This window comes from Cohnella sp. GCM10020058, assembly GCF_042683485.1.
In the GTDB taxonomy this organism is placed as follows: domain Bacteria; phylum Bacillota; class Bacilli; order Paenibacillales; family Paenibacillaceae; genus Cohnella.
Genome location: NZ_JBHUJV010000001.1, coordinates 350,737 through 369,298, shown reverse-complemented (window position 1 = coordinate 369,298; position 18,562 = coordinate 350,737). Strand labels below are relative to the sequence as shown.

Here is an 18,562-nt window from a genome sequence, read left to right as displayed (position 1 = left end):
ATAAAAAGCCCTTCGTCCGAACGTCTGTTAAACGTTCAGGGACGAAAGGCTGTTCCTTCCGCGGTACCACCCGGATTCGCGCGCGATCTCGCAATCGGCGCCTCATCAAGTATGTCGCCGATCCGAGCGCTCGGAGGACGTCCATACTTCAGGCGCGATAACGTGCGCCATCCCGAGACTCCTTAATAAGCTGCGTACAGCCGTTCTGGAGACCAGCTCCGAGGAGACCTTGCGTACAGGGTTATCGGCATCGGTCTCAGCAATCCCGACGCTCTCTGAGCGATAGTGCCCACCCGCATCTTCCTCTTCAATGCTGTTCAAGATGAATCAATGTAGTACCCATTATATGCTCCGGTGAAGCGTTAGTCAAGACAAGGATTAAAGTCTTGAACAAATCCATTTTCGCCCGGTTCACCCGGCCGTCGCAACCCCGGTGTGTCCATTATTTCCGTTCGCCCGCGCGCTCATGCGCCAAGCCCGGCGGGATCCGTTTTAAATCCGCATGATCGCCTAATCGCGGAGAGCGAGCGACGGCGTCCCTTCATATGATAGTCAAAGATACGCATTCCGTATGCGGACCGCTCTGGAGGAGATGCCAATGTTGCGCTGGCTGAAACGAGGCGACCTGCCCGCCATCGTCCGGATCGTTACCCGGGAGCTGATCCCGATCTCTCCCCATCCCCATCCGGGCGGGCGGAAGCTCCGCAAGGATATGGCAGCGCGCCTCGCGCAGGGCTCAACGCTCGTCGCATCCGAAGGCCGCAAGGTTCGTGCCTTTCTACACCTCATCATACAGCACGATACACTGTTCGTCGATCTGCTCGCGGTAGACCGTTCCTGTCAAGGCAAAGGCTACGGCACCAGGCTGATGAGCCGTGTCGAACGCCACGCGCAAAACCTCGGCTGCATGCGCGCCCGGCTATACGTGGACGAAGGGAACGAGGCCGGCACGCGATTTTACAGGCGGTTGGGCTATTCGGTCGTGGCGCACCATGAAGCATTGAAGTGTTATGAAATGTATAAATGGCTTTGAATGGATTATTCCCTGCGCTCCAGCCGGAGCGGCATCGCCTGCAGCGGAATGCCTCCTTGACCGACATGTACGGTCTCTGCCTGAAACGCGCCCTTGTAGGCGAAAATCCGGCCCATCAGCGGATTGCGGACCGATACCGAGATGCGGTAGCAGGCATCGTCCTCGTCGTACCATTCGCATACGTCCGCGCAGCCGGTGAGCGGCCCCGGAAAACGGAAACCGAGCGGTCCTTCATAAAAGCGCTGCTCGCCGGAACGAATCTGGATGCCGCCGTTCGGAGCCGCCCATACGTCCAGGTCGACCGCAAGATGCTGTTTATTTCCCAGGTAATCTACAATGCGTTCACGATCGTCGCTATACACCATTGTCGCGTCGAACCGGCGAAGCGACCGCTCGAAGCGGAACGTGCGGTTGATGGTCAGCGTTTCTCTGCCGAGCGCGTCGCGGTATGCGTAATTTTCGATGGAAAACGGGACTTGGCGTCCACCTTCGGGAAACATGATGTTGCGCGACGCGCCGACCGCAAGCGGGAGCGCCGCCCACTTCGCATAGCGGACCTCCTCCATCACGCCTCGTCCGATCGAAGCACTCCCTTCTGCGCTGTGAAACCCGAAGCGCTCGCGGATTTTCGGATGCAGCTTCGCGAATTCCTTCTCCCCGAGCGCTTTTTCGAATATCGACTTCATGCATGTTCCCCCTTTATAGTCCTCTTTTCGTTGCGGCTCCCGGGCTGCCTTCGGCATCTCTTTGCGGATGGGAGTCCTTTATACGTCCAGCGCGCGGCAAACGTAGCCGCCAGCATCAGCATCGTCAAGACGAGCGGGTTGAACGGCGCGTACGACAGCTCGGGCGAACCTGCCAACGCAACGGCCGTGAGCGCGCTTACCGCGATCGCCTGCGCCGCGAGCAGCTTCGGAGACCGTCTTAGCGCCACGATGCCTCCAATCAGCAGCTCGCCAACGCCGAGCGCGGATAGAACTGCCGGCTCGAAGCCCGGAAACCAGCCGAGCGCGCGCAGCAGGTCCAGCTCGCCCGAGGCGGCTGGGTACAGCAGCTTCGGAACCAGGCCGGCATATGCCCAGCAAAGCGACAAGACGGCGATGCTGAGCGCATGCAGCTTGGCGCGCAGCAGGCTCTCCTCCGGCGGCACGCCGCGATCGAGCCACAGCCGCAGCGCGTCAAAGCTCCAGGCGGTGGCCCAGCCGAACAACGGCCTGAACAGCAGCCTGTCGAGCCAGCGTCCCGCGCGGCCGAAACGCGTGCGATAATCGAAGCGCGTGACGAACCGCACGCCGCCGTCCGGCAGCTGCGTATATCTCCAATAGCCGCCTCCGCGCCCGATCAGCGAGAGCGGTTGGTCCGTACCGAATGCGAGCACCGAGGTGCGGACGCCATCCGCCGCGATGTCCGGCGCCCGGGACTTCCCCGTGCCGCGGATCGATAGTCCGAAGCCGATCCGGGTCAGGTAAAGGAAGTCCTGGTCGTCTTTCGACGATGCCTTGGGCAGGTAGTCGATCTCGGAAAAGCGTAAATCCCAGCGCTCATGAAGTTTCGGCTGCTGCGTGTGTCGCCAAAGCGTCTCCATGTCTGAAGCGATGTCGATCTCGACATAAATCGGACGCTTTGCGCCCAGTGCCCGTTGACGGCCACGCGCCTTGTCCGTCCGAAGCCGTCCTTGGGTTTCGGCTGCTCGCATCGCTTCGCCCCCCTGTCCGAAGCCGGCTGTTAACGTTTCGGCTGTCGGCATCGCCGTTGCCCCTTCACCGGCTCCGGCTGTCATCGAGCCGTTCTGCTCTATGGCCGCAGCGGCATCGCCATCCTGCCCGTTCCAGCCGCCGTCGGCCAGCAAACGCCGCCGCAACCGCTCGTCGGGCACCGCCGGACAACGCTCGCCCATGCGCCCCGCCAGCCGATGCCTTCGCGCGGCGATCGCGTCGTAGACGGCGTCCCTCAGCCGTGCCGGCACGAGCCGGAGCGCAACGGCTGCCGCCGGCCATGGCGCATCCAGCGCCGCGAGCGTGCGGATCGCTGCCGCCGACCGCGTCCACGACGCCGAGCCGCGAACGAGCACGAAGCTGCCGCCGGACGGCAGCGTAAGACCAAGACGCGCCGTCAGCTCTCGCCCGGCCGCGGAGTCCTGCGCCGCGAAGCGCAGCCGCTCCGCCCGGTCCCGCTTCGCCGCGAAGCGGGCAATGCCCCTGCACATCGCGCAATCTCCGTCCACGAGCAGCACGAACGCATCCGACTCGTTCTCCCGTAGGCTGCTCTCCGGCGAGCGCCGCTTTGCCGCCTGCATCCGGGCAACAGCGCCCTTTTTCCACGTATCCCCGTGTCGACTCATCTCGTGCCGCCTCCTTTATATCTTCATTGTAGGATTCGGCGGCGGATTGCGGCAGTTCCAACTTCCATAGGACGGCAGGCGCGCGGGGGACTATAAAAAATAGGCCCCCGGCGGTTCGCCGGAAGCCTAAGTAAAGCAAAGTTTATAAAGTCATCGTCATATATACGCTGTACGGATCCTCTCCATAGTCCGCAAAAGGGCCGCAATAGGCGAAGCCGAACTTCTCGTACAGCTTGCGCGCAGGAATGAACGAGTCGGGCGAACCTGTCTCCAGACTCACCCGCTCGAAGCCCCTGCGCCGCGCCTCCGCTACAATATGCGCGAGTACGCCGGCTGCAACGCCTTTGCGCAGATGCGCCGCTGCAGTCCGCATTGATTTGAGCTCGCCGTGACCGCCGCCGAGATCCTTGAGCGCCCCGCAGCCCATCAGCTCCCGGCCGTCCCAGGCGCTCCAAAACGTAATTTCCGGCCGCTTGAGCCCCTCGAGGTCGAGCGCGTGAATGCTCTCCGGCGGCGTATCCGCGGCCATGCCCCGCAAATGCGCTTCCAGCAGCGCCGCCACCTCGGGACCGGACAGGTCGTCCACAATAATTTTCAAGCGTCTCGCTCCTTCTTCGGCACTAAAGTTTAGAACGCTAATTCCCCTCGATATCGCGTTCCTGATCCAGACCGCCTTTGCGAACCTTGTCCACCGCCTCGCGTCCGCTGCGAACGCCGAGCTTTTTGAGGATTTTGTTCACCTGGTTTTTGAGTGTGCTCTCGGACTTGTACAGCTTGCGCTCGATCTGCGCATGCGTGTAGCCTTCCTCCAGCATCTCGTAAACCTCGCGTTCGGCGGCGGTTAGCGGCTGCAATTGCTCTTCGCGCTTGAGCCGCCTCAGTTCCTTCAGCAGCGCTTCCATCGCTTCGGGATGATGGAAGACGCCGCGTATCGCCTGGGGGAGCTCCTTGAACCTGGACTTGTCCAAATAGTGCAGCGCGCCGGCCGTGAAGGCGTCCGTCATCGTGCGTTCCGACGAATCTGACGTCAGCATGATAATCCGCACCGGACGAATCTCCGCCAAGGCAAGAGCCGTGTGGATGCCGTCCCGACCGGCCTCGGTCAGATGCACGTCCAGCAGCGCCACGTCAAATTCGATCGAAGCGGCCAGGCGCAGCGCCTCCTCCGGCGTCGCGGCCGTGCCGACGACCAGCAGGTCTTCCTCCCGGTTCAGGTAGACGCTCATCGACTTGACCCAATCCGGGTCGTCTTCGACGAGCAGCAATCGAATCGGCTTCATGGCTCCGCTCCCTCTCATCTCCGCGATCGCGGGATACGCAGCCGGACGACCGTGCCGGCCCCCGGCTTGCTGTCGATCTCCGCGCGCCCTCCGCATTTGCGAAGCACCTGATGGACATAGGACAAGCCCAGTCCGTAGTTGTTCTTGCCCTGCTTCGTGCTATAAAAGGGTTCCCATACCCGTTCGAGCAGCTCGGGCGGCATCCCCGCGCCGGTATCCCGGACGCTCAGCACGATATCCCGGCGCTCCTTCGCGATCTTCGTCTCCAGCGCGCCGCCCGCTTCCATCGCATCCGCCGCGTTGGCGAGCACGTTGCCGATCGCTTCGCGCAAATGAACGGGATCGACGAACAGCATCTCCTTCCCCTCATCTGTTTCAACGATGGAGACGTCTTGTCTAGCGAAGCGCTCTTTGAGCGGCTCCAGCGCCTCTCTCATGAGCGCGGTCGGATCGCAGCGCGCCGGATTCCAGGCAAAGTCCCGCGTCCGGCTGTGGATGCGATTCGCCATCTCCATCAGATGCGCCGCCGCCCGTTCGATGACCGCCAATTGTTCTTCGGCGCCAAGGTCTACGCCATCCGGCGCGGCGCGCAGGTTTTCCACGCCGATCGCGATCTTGCCGACCTCGTTTTTTATCGTATGGTTGAGCAGGCTCGTCCCCATGCCGGCTGCCTTCATGGCACCGGCGAGCGAGTCGCTCTCGACGCGCACCTTCACCCCGAGCACGCCGTATACGAACACGCACAGCAGGGCGATCGCGAACGAATAGACAAAAAAAACCGAGATATAGCCGAAAAAGTCGAAGTCCGGCCATATCGTCTTGGCGACATGGATAAACGCCACTACGCCGAGCAGCGTCGGCACGGTAATGACGACGGTAATCAGCCGGCTCCTGCGCATCCGCCGGTCCGTCTCCCTGAGGTAGGATGCGATCAGCAGCACGCATGCCGCCAAGTAATAGGGCGCGGCCCAGATCAGCATCAGCGGGTAGTTCGGCTCGAAGTTACCGCGCAGCAGCGTGTATGCTAGTGTCGCCACCGGCGGCAACAGCAGCCACCCTTTCAGCCGCCGCCGTTTCGTCAAGGCAGCTGCCGCTCCGCCGGCATAAACCAGGCCGAACACGAGGACGCCGTAAGGCGTCACGATCTGATTGAGCAGCTGCGCGATCTCGAACCAAACGCGCGGCAGCGGGGATTGCAGCCAGAGCCGCGCGACGCCGCCGGTCGCGGCGCTCAGCAGGAAAAACGCGGCCCAGCGGCCGCTCTCGCTGCGAACGTCGGAAGCGAGCAGCACGACCGCGGCCGCGGACAACATGAGAACGTAATAGAGCATGAAGTCTCCTAACTTGACTCGACGGCGCAGCGCTTCTTCGGATTTAGGATGCACCGCGTTATCTAGGACAGAAGTCGGGCCACGCGTATTGAGGACGCTATTGGCATACAAGCAGTAATGTCGACCTTCTTTACAGAAGATTATACGCGATGCGCGCCGGTTCCTCTAGCACAGGAATGAACCGTGGCACCCTTCCGTTTGTTTAAAACCGCTCCGATACGACCTTCGCCTGCGTGAACAGCAGCAAATAGTCCCGGCCGCCCGCCTTGGAATCCGTCCCCGACATATGGAAGCCGCCGAACGGATGCGTGCCTACCAGCGCGCCCGTGCACTTGCGGTTGAGATACAAGTTGCCGGCGAAAAACTCGCGGCGGGCCAACTCGAGATGCGCCCGGTCGTTTGAGATCACCGCGCCCGTCAAGCCGTAGTCGGTGTCGTTCGCGATGCGGATCGCTTCTTCGAACGAGTCCGCTTTCGTGAATGCGACGACCGGGCCGAAGATTTCCTCCTGCGAAATGCGCGCCTTCGGGTCGACGTCGGCGAAGATCGTCGGCTCCACGAACCAGCCGCCGGGATCGCCGGTGCCGCCGCCCCGGATGAGCTTGCCCTCCTGCTTGCCGATGGCGATATAATCGAGAATTTTGCGGTACGCCTTTTCGTCGACGACAGGTCCGACATCGGTCGCACGATCCGCAGGATCGCCGACGACCAGCTTCCCGGTTCGTTCCGCGACTTTATTTAATACCGCTTCATATATATCTTGATGTACGATCGCGCGCGAGCAAGCCGAGCACTTCTGGCCCGAAAAGCCGAAGCCCGCTGCGACGATCGCCTCCGCCGCCAAGTCTGCGTCTGCATCCGCATCGACGACGATCGCGTCCTTGCCGCCCATCTCCAGGACGACGCGCTTGATCCACCGCTGTCCCGGCTGCGTCTTGGCCGCGCGTTCGTTGATGCGCAAGCCGATGTCGCGCGATCCCGTGAAGCTGACGAAACGCGTCAGCGGATGATCCACCAGCGCGTCGCCTACTTCGCCGCCGGCTCCGGGCAGAAAGTTCACGACGCCCGGAGGCAGACCCGCCTGTTCGAGCAGCTCGACGAACTTGGCGGCGATGACCGGCGTCGGGCTGGCCGGCTTGAGCACGACCGCGTTGCCGCAGACGACCGCCGCGCAGGTCATGCCGGCGACGATCGCCAGCGGGAAGTTCCAGGGCGGGATAACGACGCCGACGCCGAGCGGCGCGTAGTAAAGCTGGTTCTCTTCCTCCGCCGACGGCGTCAGCGGCTGCGGCAGGGCAAGGCGCTGCATTTCCCGCGCGTAAAACTCCATGAAGTCGACCGCCTCCGCAGTGTCGGCGTCCGCCTCTACGCGCGTTTTACCGGCCTCCAGCGTCATCCAGGCCGAAAATTCATGCTTGCGCCGCCGCAGCATCGCCGCCGCCCGGTACAGGTAGCGGGCTCTCTCGCAGGGATCGACCAGCCTCCAAGTCTCGAACGCGACTGACGCTGCGTCGATTGCCCGCTCCGCCAGCTCGCGGTCGGCCTGCGCGACGATCCCCACGACTTGGCCATGTTTGGCCGGGTTGACCGATGCCGCCTTGCGCTCCGTATCGATTCGCGCTCCGCCGATGACGAGCGGATAACTCCAGCCGAGCTCCGCTTCAACTTGCCGGAGTGCGGCGTCATATGCGAGGTTGGCCGGCTCCGCCTTGAAGTTCGTGAAGGGTTCGTTTTTAAATTCGGTCCTCATTCCTAAAGACAGCCTCCTTCGGGTAACGAATGATAACAGCCTCTCCTCCTCAATCTATGCACGACCGACATGCGAAAGGAGCGTCTCCCATGAATATCGGCTCGACGCTGTACCGCAAAGCGATGACGGCCGTGACGGGCAACCGCACGGTCAAGCGGCTGACGCTCCGATTCGGCCGCAAGCTGGCCGGCCGCTTCGTCGCCAGCGACCATCTGCAAGGCGCGCTGCGCGAGGTGGCGGCGCTCAACCGCCTCGGCATACTGGCTACGCTGGACGCGCTCGGCGAAGGCATCGGCAGTCTGGAGGAGGCGCGCACTTACCGCGACGAGTATTTGAAACTGCTCGACGCGATCGCGGATTCTGGCGTCCGGGCCAACGTATCGCTGAAGCCGACGCAGATGGGGCTCGCGCTGGACGCCGACGCCTGCTGCCGCAACATCCGCGAGATCGTCGTCCGTGCCAGGGAGTACGGCAATTTCGTGCGGATCGATATGGAAAATTCGCCTTATACGCAAGCGACGATCGATATGACCGTCCGGCTGCACCGGGAGGGGTTCTCCAACGTGGGCACCGTGCTGCAAGCTTATCTGAAGCGTAGCGAAGGGGACGCGCGGGACTTGATGGATGCGGGCGTTCATTTGAGACTCGTCAAAGGCGCTTACCGCGAGCCTGCCGCCATCGCCTTTCAAGAGACGGCAGAGATCCGCGCCCGCTTCAAGAGCATGGTGCAGCTCCATCTGGAGCGCGGCGTCTACACGGCCGTAGCGTCGCACGACAACGCGATCCTAAGCTGGGTCAAAGCCTATGCGCATCGGAACGGGATTTCGAAGGACAAATTCGAGTTTCAGATGCTGTACGGGCTGCGGATGTCCGAGCAGGCGCGGCTGGCGAAGGAGGGCTATCGCGTGCGCTGCTACGTGCCTTACGGTACGATGTGGTATCCCTACTACACGCGCCGCCTGGCGGAGAAGCCAGGGAATTTGTGGCTGGTGGTGAAGAATATGCTGCGGTGATATGCTGCGGTGAAAGGGAGGGCGTGTAGGCGGCCAAGTTTGGTCGCGATCGTGAGCGTTACTTGCAAAAAGAGGTTACAGCACCATTTTTCGTGCATCTTGGCGGGTTGCGGACGCGTAGCCGCGCATGACGTTCGCTTCGTGCACACTTCTTGTGCATCTTGGCGGATTGCGGACGCGTGGCGTGGCGGCTCATAACGTTCGCTTCGTGCACACTTCTTGTACAACTCGGCTCCCTCGCGCCATTAGCCCGCCGCTCCAGCCGGCGCTGCGCAAAAATAGCGCCCCTGCATCTTCTCCGCGAGAAGACGCAGGGGCGCGCAAACCAACCAACTATCGCCTCACAGGCAGCCTTCGCCGGCGACCCCTATCGCCGCTTCCGCCGCTTAGTCCACGATCGCCTGCTGCTCCCGGAGCATCGCGCGGAGCGCCTGCGCGTCCAAGTCCGACGGCGGCACGCCGGCCCGGAGCGAGAGCGCGGCGGCGGCGCCCGCCGCCTGTCCCGTCGCCATGCAGCTCGGCGTGAGACGCGTCGTCGCCAGCGCCTCGTGCGAGGTGGAGATGCAGCGCCCGCCGACGAGCAGGTTGCCGATGCCGAGCGGCACCAGGCAGCGGTACGGAATGTCGTACGCGCCGTCCCCTTCCACCCATGCGGCCGTTACGCCCTTGCCCGACGGATCGTGGATGTCGATCGGGTAGCCGCTCCGGGCGATCGCATCGTCGAATCGGCGCCCGGCCACGACGTCCTCCGCCTGCAGCACGTACCTGCCTTGAATGCGCCGCGTCTCGCGGACGCCGATTTGGGCGCCCACCTGGGAGATCGAAGCGCGCTCGAAGCCGGGCAGCGTCTTCATGAAGTCGCCCACCTGCAGCGCCTGCTTGCGTCCCAGTGCCTCGGCCAGCGTCAGATCTTCGACGTCCGTGCCGTCGAGTCCCTGCACCCGCGTCGTGTTGACGAGCACCTCGTCCGTCTCGGGCCCCGTAAAGAACAGAACCTGGTCACGGTTGATCGGCAGATTCGCCTCCCGCCAGTGCTTGTAGAAGCCGAGCACGCCGGTCAGCGGCAGCGTCTCCAGCTCGTCGAACGGCGTCTTCTTGTAAAATTCGTCCCGGTACGTCAGCATATAGGCCTTTACTTTATTAAGGTCGACGCCGCGCATGCGGAACTTCATCGTCATCGGCTGCGTACGGTTGTCGCCGGGCCTCCCCTTCAGGCACGGCGCGCCCGCCAGATAAGCGATGTCCGCGTCGCCGGTCGTGTCGACGAACGTGCGGCCGCGCACCTCAATCGGTCCGGACTTGGACGTCAGGACGACGGCATCGATCCGCTCGCCGCTCGCCATCAGGACGCGGTCGACGAAGCTGTGCAGCAATACGCGTACGCCCGCTTCCCGCAGCATGTCGTACGCGACGATCTTGTACTGTTCCGGATGGTATGGCGTCACCGTGCGGACGAAGCCGACCGTATCGCGCACATGGCCGCGCGAGGCGCCGATACGCCGCAGCCGGTCCACGATCTCCTGCGCAATGCCCGCGACGACCTGCTTGCCTTCCATCGTATGAAAGGTCATCCACGGGTAGACGAGCGCTGCCGTAGACATGCCTCCAAGAAATCCGTAACGCTCGACGAGCACCGTCCGCGCCCCGCCTCTCGCAGCCGCCAGCGCCGCGTTGACGCCGGCCGGTCCGCCGCCCGTGACGACGACGTCCGTTTCGATCATGCTGATCATGAAAGTCCGCCTCCTATTTGAGCCCCGTCGTCGCAATGCCGTCGATGAACTTGCGCTGGGCGAAAAAAAATACGAGCAGCAGCGGAACCGTCGACATGACGGAAGCCGCCATGAGCAAATGCCAGGCCGTTCCGGCCGTATCCGTAAACAGCTTAAGCGCGACCGGCAGCGTGAACTTCGCCGACGAACTGAGGAAAATAAGCGGATCGAGGAAGTCCTCCCAGCTGTTCAGGAACGTGAAAATCGACAGCGTCGCAAAGGCGGGAGCGGCGAGCGGGACCATAATGCGCCAGAACGTCTGGAGCGGCGAGCATCCGTCGATCTCGGCCGCCTCGTCGAGCTCCGCCGGCAGCGTGATATAAAACTGGCGGAGCAAAAACACGCCGAATATGCCGCCCGCCCCCAAGATCGGCGGTACCGTAAGCGGAAAATGCGTATCGACGAGACCAAGCTTGGAATACTTGCCGTCCGGGCTGAAGTAGTCGGCGCCGAACGCCCATACGACCGTCTGGAGCGATTCGATCCAGCTTGCGCCCCAACCGTTTGGCCGGATCAGATTGACGCCGTAAATGCCTTTGGACGGGTCGGTAATCGCCTTGGCCGCCTTCTCCATTTCTTCGTAGGTCCAACGGCCTTCGGCGTATAGCTCCGTCGGCGTTTGGAGCCCTTTTTCCTTAAACAACGTCTTGTTGTAGTAGATCATACCGGGCGGCGTAGAAAAAGGGATACCGAACAGCTTGCCGTCCTTCGAGACGAGATCGACCGTCGACGGGATCAGATCGCCGAATTCGTAGCCGGCATCGCCCTTTAGCGCGGACAGGTCGGCGAGCTGTCCCGCCTCCATGAACTGCGGGATCGCGCGCTCGGCGAGCCACAGCACGTCCGGCGCCGTCTTCGAGGCCATCATGATCGACATCTTCTGCTGATAATCCGCGAACGGAATCGTCATGATCTCCACGCTGACGTTGGGATGCGCCGTGCGGTACGCTTCAATCATTTTCTCGTACATCGCGCTGTGCGTCTCGTTGCCCCATATGCCGAACTTCAGCTTGATTTCTTTCCCTGCGTTCGCCGTCCCCGTGGACTGCGAGCCGCCGGACGCCGATTCGTTGTCCGATCCGCACGCCGCGAGCGTAGCGCCGGCCACCGCCAGCGCAAGCGCGCCTCCGAGCCATTTCTTCATGTCGTTTCCCCTTTCCTCCACCGTTATGATAAGCGCTTACAAATCTATTGTAGAAAAAGGAGCCGGCGCTTCATACGACACGGATTCCAGAAATGGTTCGATATCGGAAGGCGTTTTATCCTTCTCTGAACTCGGTCGGCGTACAGCCGGTCCGCTGCTTGAAGAGCGACGCGAAGTATTTCTGGTTCGGCAGCCCGCACATGGCCGCGACGTCCCCGATCTTGAGCGTCGTCCTGCGAAGCAGGTGCTTCGCCTTCGCGATCCGCTGCTCCGTCACGTAATCCGACAGGTTGACGCCTGTCTCCCGCTTGAATATGTCGGATAAATATTTAGGATGCAAATACACTTCGCCTGCGAGATATTGCAACGAGATATCCCGGTCGAGCGACTGGGCGACGAGCTCTTTCACCTGCCGGATTAGCAGGCGCTCCTCGCCGGCCCCCGCTCTGTCTGCGGACGCGACGCGCCCGTCGTCGCAGTCGCTCCTTTCCGCCTCCCGGGATGCCATCGCCTCCTGCACCCTGCCCAGCACCTGGGCCAGCTCCGCCCGGCCGATCGGCTTGAGCAAATAGTCGAGCACGCCGTAGCGAAGCGCCTCCCTGGCGTACGCGAACTCGTCGTAGCCGCTGATGACGACGATCGACAGCACCGGATGCTGCCGTCTCGCCCGCTTTAGCAGTTCGATTCCGTTCATTTCCCCCATGCGGATATCGGTAATGAGCAGGTCGAGCGACGGCTGCGTCCGCACCACCTCGTACGCTTCTTTGCCGCTCGCCGCCTCCCGGATGACGGGAGCGCCCGGCAGCGCGGCTTCGATCAGCTCCCGCAGCCCCTGCCTGATCTTGGGTTCGTCCTCCGCTAGCAAGATGTTCATACGGCTTCCTCCTCCTCTTCTTCATTCCATTGGAACGGAATCCGGACGACGAACGCCGTCCCGCTCCCGTGTGTCTTGTCGATGCCGAGCCCGTACGGCTCGCCGTACAGGATGCGAAGCCGCCGGTGAATATTCCGCAGCGCGAAGCCGCGGGGCCGCTTAGCCGCAGGCTGCGCAGGCAGCGGCAGCTCGGCCTCGTACATGCGCCGCTCGACCTCCGGCAGCCGGGCCGGCGCGATGCCCGCGCCGTCGTCGCTGATCCTGATGATCAGATCCTGCTCGTCCGCGATCGTTCGAAGCGTCAGCTTCAGGGGCCGGCGCTCATGCCGTGCTCGATCGCATTTTCGACGAGCGGCTGCAGAATCAGCTTCGGCACGAGCGCGGACTCGTGCGACAGATCGACCTGTACGTCGACCGCAAGCCTGCTCTCGAGCCTGAACGACTGGATGTTCAGGTAATTGTCGACGAATGCGAGCTCCTCTCCGAGCGGGACGAGCCGTTCCTGCTTGTCCACGGTATACCGCAGCAGCTTGCCGAGGCTCGCGATCGCGTCGGGCCATCCCGACGCCCCCTCCCGGCGTGCGGACATGCTGATCGATTCGAGCGTATTATATAAAAAATGCGGGTTGATCTGGCTCTGCAGCGCGGACAATTGAGCCTCCTTTTCCCGAAGCGTAAGCTCGTAGTTCTCCTTGATCATCACCTCTAGCCGAGATACCATGATATTGAAGCCTGTCGTGAGCAGTCCGATCTCGTCGCTCGAGGTGACGGGCGCCCGCTCCCCAAGCTCGCCGTTTTGCACCCGCTTCATCTTCGCGTGCAAGGCCCGGATCGGACGAACGAGGCGGCGGGCCGTATAAATGGATGCCAGATAGGCGACGAGCAGCGCGCCGAGGGAGATCCACAGCGTGAAGCTCGTCAGTCGCCGCGCGTCCGCAAGCACGTCTTCCTTCGGAATGACGCCCACGATGCGAAGCCCGCCGTAATCGGTGAAACGCTCGGACACGAGCTTTCCGGACGCACCTGCGGGATCGGGCCGGATGCCGCCGCCGTCCGCTTCCGCTTTGAACGGGTAGATGCGGTCCCCGTCGGCATTAAAAATAAAGAGACGGCTGTTGGGCGTGACCTGAACGGGAGAAAGAATCCGTTCGAAGCCCGCGCTCGTCAGGTCCACTTTTACGAAGCCGAGAGGCACGCCCGTCACCGGATTTTTGATCAACCGCGCGAGCGTTACGACCTCCCGCGGCTTGTCCAGGTAATACCCGCCCGGGCTCGGCGGCAGGATGGCGAGTCCGCCGTCCATCGAGATCGCATCCGTCATCCACCCGTTGCCGTCTACGGTCCAATGGATGCGCGCCGTCTCCTGAAGGTTGCTGAACAGGCTCCCGTCGGGGGCGAATACGAAGATGCCTTCTACCTCGCCTTGCTCATAAATGAGCGAAGACATGAGCTGGCTCATGCTTGACAGCTCGTTCGAGGCCAGATAATTGTCCTGACGGAGCGGGCCCGCATGCTTCGTCAAAATGCCGAGCACGCTCTCGTCGTAATACAGAGACAGCGTGATGCGCTCCATCTCCTTGATATAGCGCTCCAGGTTGATCGACACCTGCTCCGCGATTTGTTCCGAATACGCCGCGGCATCCCGCTCGACATTGCTCGAATACTTGTAATACGTAATATAGCCGCTGAACAGAAAAGGGACGGTGATCAATGCGCAGAGCAGCGCGAGCAGCTTGCTTTGGATCGAGAAAAATCGGCGCTTGACCGCCAAGCGGCCCCACTCCCCGCAAGATAAAATCGCCGATGCGCGCGAGATGCGAAAAAGGCCGGCATGGCGTTTACATAGATTTCGAGATGCTGCGGCTATTTCCTGTATCCGCTTTCTTCACGATCCCTGCGAACATGCCCGGCATCGTACCCGCTCTTTCTTCTAAGCCTCAGCTCGACGGCAGCAGGCGCCCCCTTCAGCGCAAGCCGCAGGAAAACCAGCTCGCCCAGTATCATTTTAGCCGTCACCCCTTCCGAACAGCACTCGACTTCATAGCCGCTCAGCTCGTCCCAGTAAGCGAGCCCGAACGGCATCGGCGGCGCATGCCCGATGTCGAAGGTCATGACGATGCGCGCCTCCGTCTTCTCGTACCCGCGCACGAACACCTGCGGCGGCTCTATGTCGAACGTATCGTGCATGCCGGTCCTGCCCACGTAGCTGCGCAGGCGCCGCGGCACGCATTCGCCGTCCGCGAACGCCAGCTGGCATTCCTTGTCGTAATAAAGAAACGTTTTGGGCCAGGGGCCGGCCGCCGTCCCTCCGAGCGTGACCGTGTATTCGTTCGGCTGCGGCCTTCCGCCGGCATCCCTCGCGAGCATGTACGACGGCGCCGTCTCGGCGTTGGCTTCGCGGTACATCTCCATCGCGCGCGGCACGGTCGAGAGCGTGACGGACCGGCTCGCGACATAGGCAAAAAACAGATCGAGCATGCCTGCGCAGGCCTCGACGTGCTCGGCCGGAAATACGGCGAACCGTTCGGTAAATTCCATTTCATGGGCCTCCTGCTGCTGCAAGAAAAACACCTGATCGTTGTGCGCCGTATTTTCCAGGTAAACGTCGAACACGCGCTTCCAATATTCCGCGTCCCCGCCGTCGCAGAGTCCAGCCCGCAGCACGTCGTTCGGATCCGTAGAATAGATGACCGGGCAGCCGGAGTGGAAGGTCGCATTCAAGTCGCGGGCCGTCCATTCGCAGGCGACGATCGTCCCCTTGCCGGGATGCGGCGCTTTGTAGCGGGCCGGATCCACGTACCATGAGCCCCAAGGAATGCCGTTATGCGTGATGCCGTCCCACCATACTTGCTCCCAACAGTAGCCCCACATGCCGCTGAATTCCAGCTCCTCGAGCGCTTCGATCACTTCGTTGTATATTTTGCCGCGCGCCGCGACTTTGGTGCGGACCCAGGGGAACGCCTCCCGGACGATGCGCCAGTCTTCCTCCAGCCGCCGCTTGAACGCTTCTTTGTCGGCCCCCGTGTCCTCGATAAAAAAGGGCGTTTGCAAAATGACGTCGTCGCCGAATTCGTCGTGCCAGTCGGCGATCCGCTCCCGAAGGACCGGCACGGACCGGCCGTTCACGATCCACGTGACCGGAATGCCGTGCTTGTGCGCGAGCGCGGCCGTCCGGTCGATGCCTTCTACGGCGACGCCATGCCCCCAGGGCGTATCGTAGTGCGCGGCATAGCTGACGAACGTATAAATCAGGTTTTGCGGTTTCACGTGCGCTGCCCCCTTGCGGCGAGTGATCTTTCCCCCAACGGACGGACAGAGCGTCCCGGAATTCGGACGCTCTGCCGCTTCAAGCTATCGCGTCGTCGTCATACGCGATTCTTACTTTTTGTTCTCTGCCCGCCAGGCGTCGATTTGTTTTTGCAGCTCGGCTTGCACCTTCTCGATGCCTGCGCTCTTCAGCTTGGCGTTGCGCTCGTCGAGAAGCTTCTCCGGATTTTTGACGGCGCCGGTAAAGATCGACTGGTACTCGGTGACGACGGCGGTCATTTGCGTAATCTCGTTTTTCACGTTGGCCTCGTCGAACACGAAGCCCATGAGCGGGAAGCGCTTGGCATCGTTGTTGAACTTCTCCCAGCTCGTGTACAGATCGTCGGGCTGGCCCGGCTTCAGGTAGTTGAGCAGCTGGTTGCCGACGACCCACGACGTGCCCGGGTTGTAGCCGCTGTCGGCGACCGGTTCGATGCGGTTTTCGCCGACCTTTTTATAGTGCTTGTCTTCGATGCCGTTGACGAACAGGTTGATGACGTACGGATCGGTGTGCAGGTAGTTCAGCACCATCATCGCGCGATCCGGATCCTTGGACGTACGGGAGATCGCGAACATCGAGCCTGCGGCCAGGTCCGTCGTGACGATCGGCTCTTCGACGACGTGGGACACGTAGTCGTATTTGCTGTCGGTGGCGAGCTTCATCTCGATGTCGGCGCCCGGCTTCCAGGTCGCGGCCTGCACCCAGATCTTGCCTTCCTTTTGCAGATCGTTGACGGTCGTCGTGCTCGTCGCCGCGTCGGCATTGATGTAGCCCTTCTCGTAGAAGCTGCGGAACAGGCCGACTTCCTGCTTGTTGATGTCCACAATCTCGGGATCGAGCACCGACTTGACCTTCATCTCGTCGGAAGACTTGTAATCGAGCAGGAACATCGGCGTCTTCGCCGGCGCCGGACCGATCGGCCGGTAGTTGCCGCGCGTCTCGTACATCATGAAGCCGCCGCCGAAGTTGCCGGAGCCGCCCGACACGTAGTAAGGGATGATGCCGGGCTCGCTTGCTTTCACTTTTTCCATCCAAGGCTCGAGGTCCGCCATCGTATTGATGCTGTCGATCGGAATCTGGTACTTGTCGACGATGTCCTTGCGGTAGGTGAGCGCCTTGCCTTGCGTGATTTCCTTGTTCGTCGGGATCGCATACAGTTTGCCTTTAAGACGCGGCGCCTCGAGATAAAGCGGGTTCAGCCGGTCCTTGATACCCTGTCCGTACTTCGCCAGCAGATCGTCCAGCTCGATGAAGGCGCCCTTGGAAACGTTGCCAAAGAAGTTCAGCCAGGAAGCCGTGAAGACGAGGTCCATCTTTTCCCCGGTATTCATCATCAGCTCGGTGCGATTCTTATAATCGCTCGAGGCGATCGGCTGCAGCTTGACCGTCGCGTTGATCTTTTCCTTGAAAAATTCGTTCAGCTTCGCTTCGACGAGCGCGTCGTCCGCCTGCGGCTTGCCGAAGTAGACGATCGACACCTCGTACGGCGCGAGCTCGCTAGGCGCTGCGCTCTCGGAAGGAGCCGCGCTCGCCGATGCGGATGCGCTGCTCGGCGCGGCGGAGCTTGCCGTCTGCGAGGAAGCCCCCTGGTCGTTGCCGCTGCCGCCGGCGCAAGCCTGCAGCATCGTGGCAAAGGCGAAGACGAGCGCCAATGCCGGGATATGCCTTTTCGTTTTTTTCATGTTCATTGCGTAACCCTCCTGGTATTTAATTCAGATTATATAGATCGGCCGGGAATCGGCATAGCGAGCGTGCCGGCGGCCGGGACTACCGGTATGCGACTGTCGATCGGATCAGCCTTTGACGGCGCCGATCGTGAGTCCTTTGACAAAATACTTTTGGAAAAAGGGGTAAACGATCAGGATCGGGCCCATGCCGACGACCGCCATCGCCATTTGCAGCGATTCGTTCGGCAGTTCTCGCATCATTTCCGGATTTTGCGCCGCCAGCTGCACGTTTTCCCGCAAATACTGGATGTCGTTCAGCACGCGGATCATGAGAAACTGGACCGGATATTTATCTTCCGCCCGGATGAACAAAAGCGCGTTGAACCAGTCGTTCCAGAACAGGATCGTGCTGAACAGCGCCATCGTCGCCATGACCGGAAGCGAGAGCGGCAGGACGATTCGGATAAAGATCCGCAGCTCCCCGGCGCCGTCGATCCTGGCCGATTCGATGAGCGCGGGATGGATCGTCGTCTGGAAAAAGGTGCGCATGATGATGACGTTAAACGGTACGATGAGGAGCGGCAGAAGGAGCGACATGTAATTGTCCAGCAGCCCGAGCCCCTGCGTGAACACGATGTATTTGCTCACGATGCCGCCGCTGAACAGCATCGTGAAAAACAGGAAGAAGGTGAAAAACGGACGCAGCGGATAGTCCTGGCGGGAGATCGGGTAGGCGTACAGCGCCATCAGCAGCACGCTGAGCAAGGTGCCGGCGGCGGTGATGCCGATGCTGACGCCATAGGCGCGCAGGATCGTGCCGTAGTCCTTGAACAGGCTCTCGTAGGCGATCAGCGACCATTTGGCGGGAAAAAAACTGTAGCCGCGGCTTAGCAAGGAGTCGTTGTGCGTGAACGAAACGATAATGACCAGGACGACGGGCAGCACGCAGGCCAGCGCCAAGACGATGAAGCCGCCGTTCAGGACGAAGTTGGTGAGCGGCGAGATCGTATTCTCGCGGCGGTTCGCGGTTCTCAGCATAGCTATAGTTCACCT

16 protein-coding genes are annotated in these 18,562 nt (G+C 61.7%); 2 read left to right on the top strand and 14 right to left on the bottom strand.

The window, feature by feature from the left end:
• Positions 1 to 598: 598 nt before the first annotated feature.
• Entirely contained in the window at positions 599 to 1,033 is a 435-nt protein-coding gene (locus ACFSR7_RS01555; RefSeq protein ID WP_378158614.1) for a GNAT family N-acetyltransferase, read from the top strand.
• 5 nt (positions 1,034 to 1,038) lie between these two features.
• Here ACFSR7_RS01555 and ACFSR7_RS01550 read toward each other — a convergent pair whose 3' ends face one another.
• The 6 genes from ACFSR7_RS01550 to pruA all read right to left on the bottom strand — a co-directional run bounded on the left by ACFSR7_RS01550 (position 1,039) and on the right by pruA (position 7,735).
• Positions 1,039 to 1,719, bottom strand: coding sequence for a DUF4166 domain-containing protein (locus ACFSR7_RS01550; protein WP_378158613.1), 681 nt, complete (start codon positions 1,717 to 1,719; stop codon positions 1,039 to 1,041).
• On the bottom strand, positions 1,716 to 3,374 hold the full coding sequence (locus ACFSR7_RS01545; protein ID WP_378158612.1) for a DCC1-like thiol-disulfide oxidoreductase family protein: 1,659 nt from the start codon (positions 3,372 to 3,374) through the stop codon (positions 1,716 to 1,718). The genes ACFSR7_RS01550 and ACFSR7_RS01545 overlap by 4 nt, the downstream gene beginning before the upstream one ends.
• Positions 3,375 to 3,516: 142 nt before the next feature.
• On the bottom strand, positions 3,517 to 3,972 hold the full coding sequence (locus ACFSR7_RS01540; protein ID WP_378158610.1) for a GNAT family N-acetyltransferase: 456 nt from the start codon (positions 3,970 to 3,972) through the stop codon (positions 3,517 to 3,519).
• A 37-nt stretch (positions 3,973 to 4,009) separates the two neighbouring features.
• On the bottom strand, positions 4,010 to 4,654 hold the full coding sequence (locus tag ACFSR7_RS01535) for a response regulator (RefSeq protein WP_378158609.1): 645 nt from the start codon (positions 4,652 to 4,654) through the stop codon (positions 4,010 to 4,012).
• Positions 4,655 to 4,668: 14 nt separating this feature from the next.
• Complete coding sequence (locus ACFSR7_RS01530; RefSeq protein WP_378158608.1) at positions 4,669 to 5,985, bottom strand: sensor histidine kinase; 1,317 nt, start codon at positions 5,983 to 5,985, stop codon at positions 4,669 to 4,671.
• 202 nt (positions 5,986 to 6,187) lie between these two features.
• Positions 6,188 to 7,735, bottom strand: coding sequence for an L-glutamate gamma-semialdehyde dehydrogenase (gene pruA / locus ACFSR7_RS01525; protein WP_378158607.1), 1,548 nt, complete (start codon positions 7,733 to 7,735; stop codon positions 6,188 to 6,190).
• 89 nt (positions 7,736 to 7,824) lie between these two features.
• On the opposite strand from pruA, the gene ACFSR7_RS01520 reads away from it, so the two are divergent.
• Positions 7,825 to 8,748: a proline dehydrogenase family protein gene (locus tag ACFSR7_RS01520; RefSeq protein WP_378158606.1), complete on the top strand. Its 924-nt coding sequence runs from the start codon at positions 7,825 to 7,827 to the stop codon at positions 8,746 to 8,748.
• A 386-nt stretch (positions 8,749 to 9,134) separates the two neighbouring features.
• Here the strand turns inward: ACFSR7_RS01520 and ACFSR7_RS01515 are convergent, their stop codons facing one another.
• From ACFSR7_RS01515 to ACFSR7_RS01480, 8 genes are all read right to left on the bottom strand, one after another.
• Positions 9,135 to 10,478 carry an FAD-dependent oxidoreductase gene (locus ACFSR7_RS01515; RefSeq protein ID WP_378158605.1) on the bottom strand — a complete coding sequence of 448 codons (1,344 nt, stop codon included), beginning with the start codon at positions 10,476 to 10,478 and terminating at the stop codon, positions 9,135 to 9,137.
• A gap of 13 nt (positions 10,479 to 10,491) precedes the next feature.
• Entirely contained in the window at positions 10,492 to 11,661 is a 1,170-nt protein-coding gene (locus ACFSR7_RS01510; RefSeq protein WP_378158604.1) for an extracellular solute-binding protein, read from the bottom strand.
• 115 nt (positions 11,662 to 11,776) lie between these two features.
• Entirely contained in the window at positions 11,777 to 12,535 is a 759-nt protein-coding gene (locus ACFSR7_RS01505) for a response regulator transcription factor (RefSeq protein ID WP_378158603.1), read from the bottom strand.
• Positions 12,532 to 12,801, bottom strand: a complete 270-nt coding sequence (locus tag ACFSR7_RS01500; RefSeq protein ID WP_483862647.1) for a sensor histidine kinase — start codon at positions 12,799 to 12,801, stop codon at positions 12,532 to 12,534. The genes ACFSR7_RS01505 and ACFSR7_RS01500 overlap by 4 nt, the downstream gene beginning before the upstream one ends.
• A 41-nt stretch (positions 12,802 to 12,842) precedes the next feature.
• Positions 12,843 to 14,306 carry a histidine kinase gene (locus ACFSR7_RS01495; protein WP_378158601.1) on the bottom strand — a complete coding sequence of 488 codons (1,464 nt, stop codon included), beginning with the start codon at positions 14,304 to 14,306 and terminating at the stop codon, positions 12,843 to 12,845.
• 92 nt (positions 14,307 to 14,398) lie between these two features.
• Positions 14,399 to 15,802: a hypothetical protein gene (locus ACFSR7_RS01490; RefSeq protein ID WP_378158600.1), complete on the bottom strand. Its 1,404-nt coding sequence runs from the start codon at positions 15,800 to 15,802 to the stop codon at positions 14,399 to 14,401.
• Positions 15,803 to 15,913: 111 nt separating this feature from the next.
• Complete coding sequence (locus ACFSR7_RS01485) at positions 15,914 to 17,530, bottom strand: ABC transporter substrate-binding protein (RefSeq protein ID WP_378158599.1); 1,617 nt, start codon at positions 17,528 to 17,530, stop codon at positions 15,914 to 15,916.
• Between the two features lie 105 nt (positions 17,531 to 17,635).
• Positions 17,636 to 18,547 carry a carbohydrate ABC transporter permease gene (locus ACFSR7_RS01480; RefSeq protein ID WP_378158598.1) on the bottom strand — a complete coding sequence of 304 codons (912 nt, stop codon included), beginning with the start codon at positions 18,545 to 18,547 and terminating at the stop codon, positions 17,636 to 17,638.
• Positions 18,548 to 18,562: the final 15 nt, after the last annotated feature.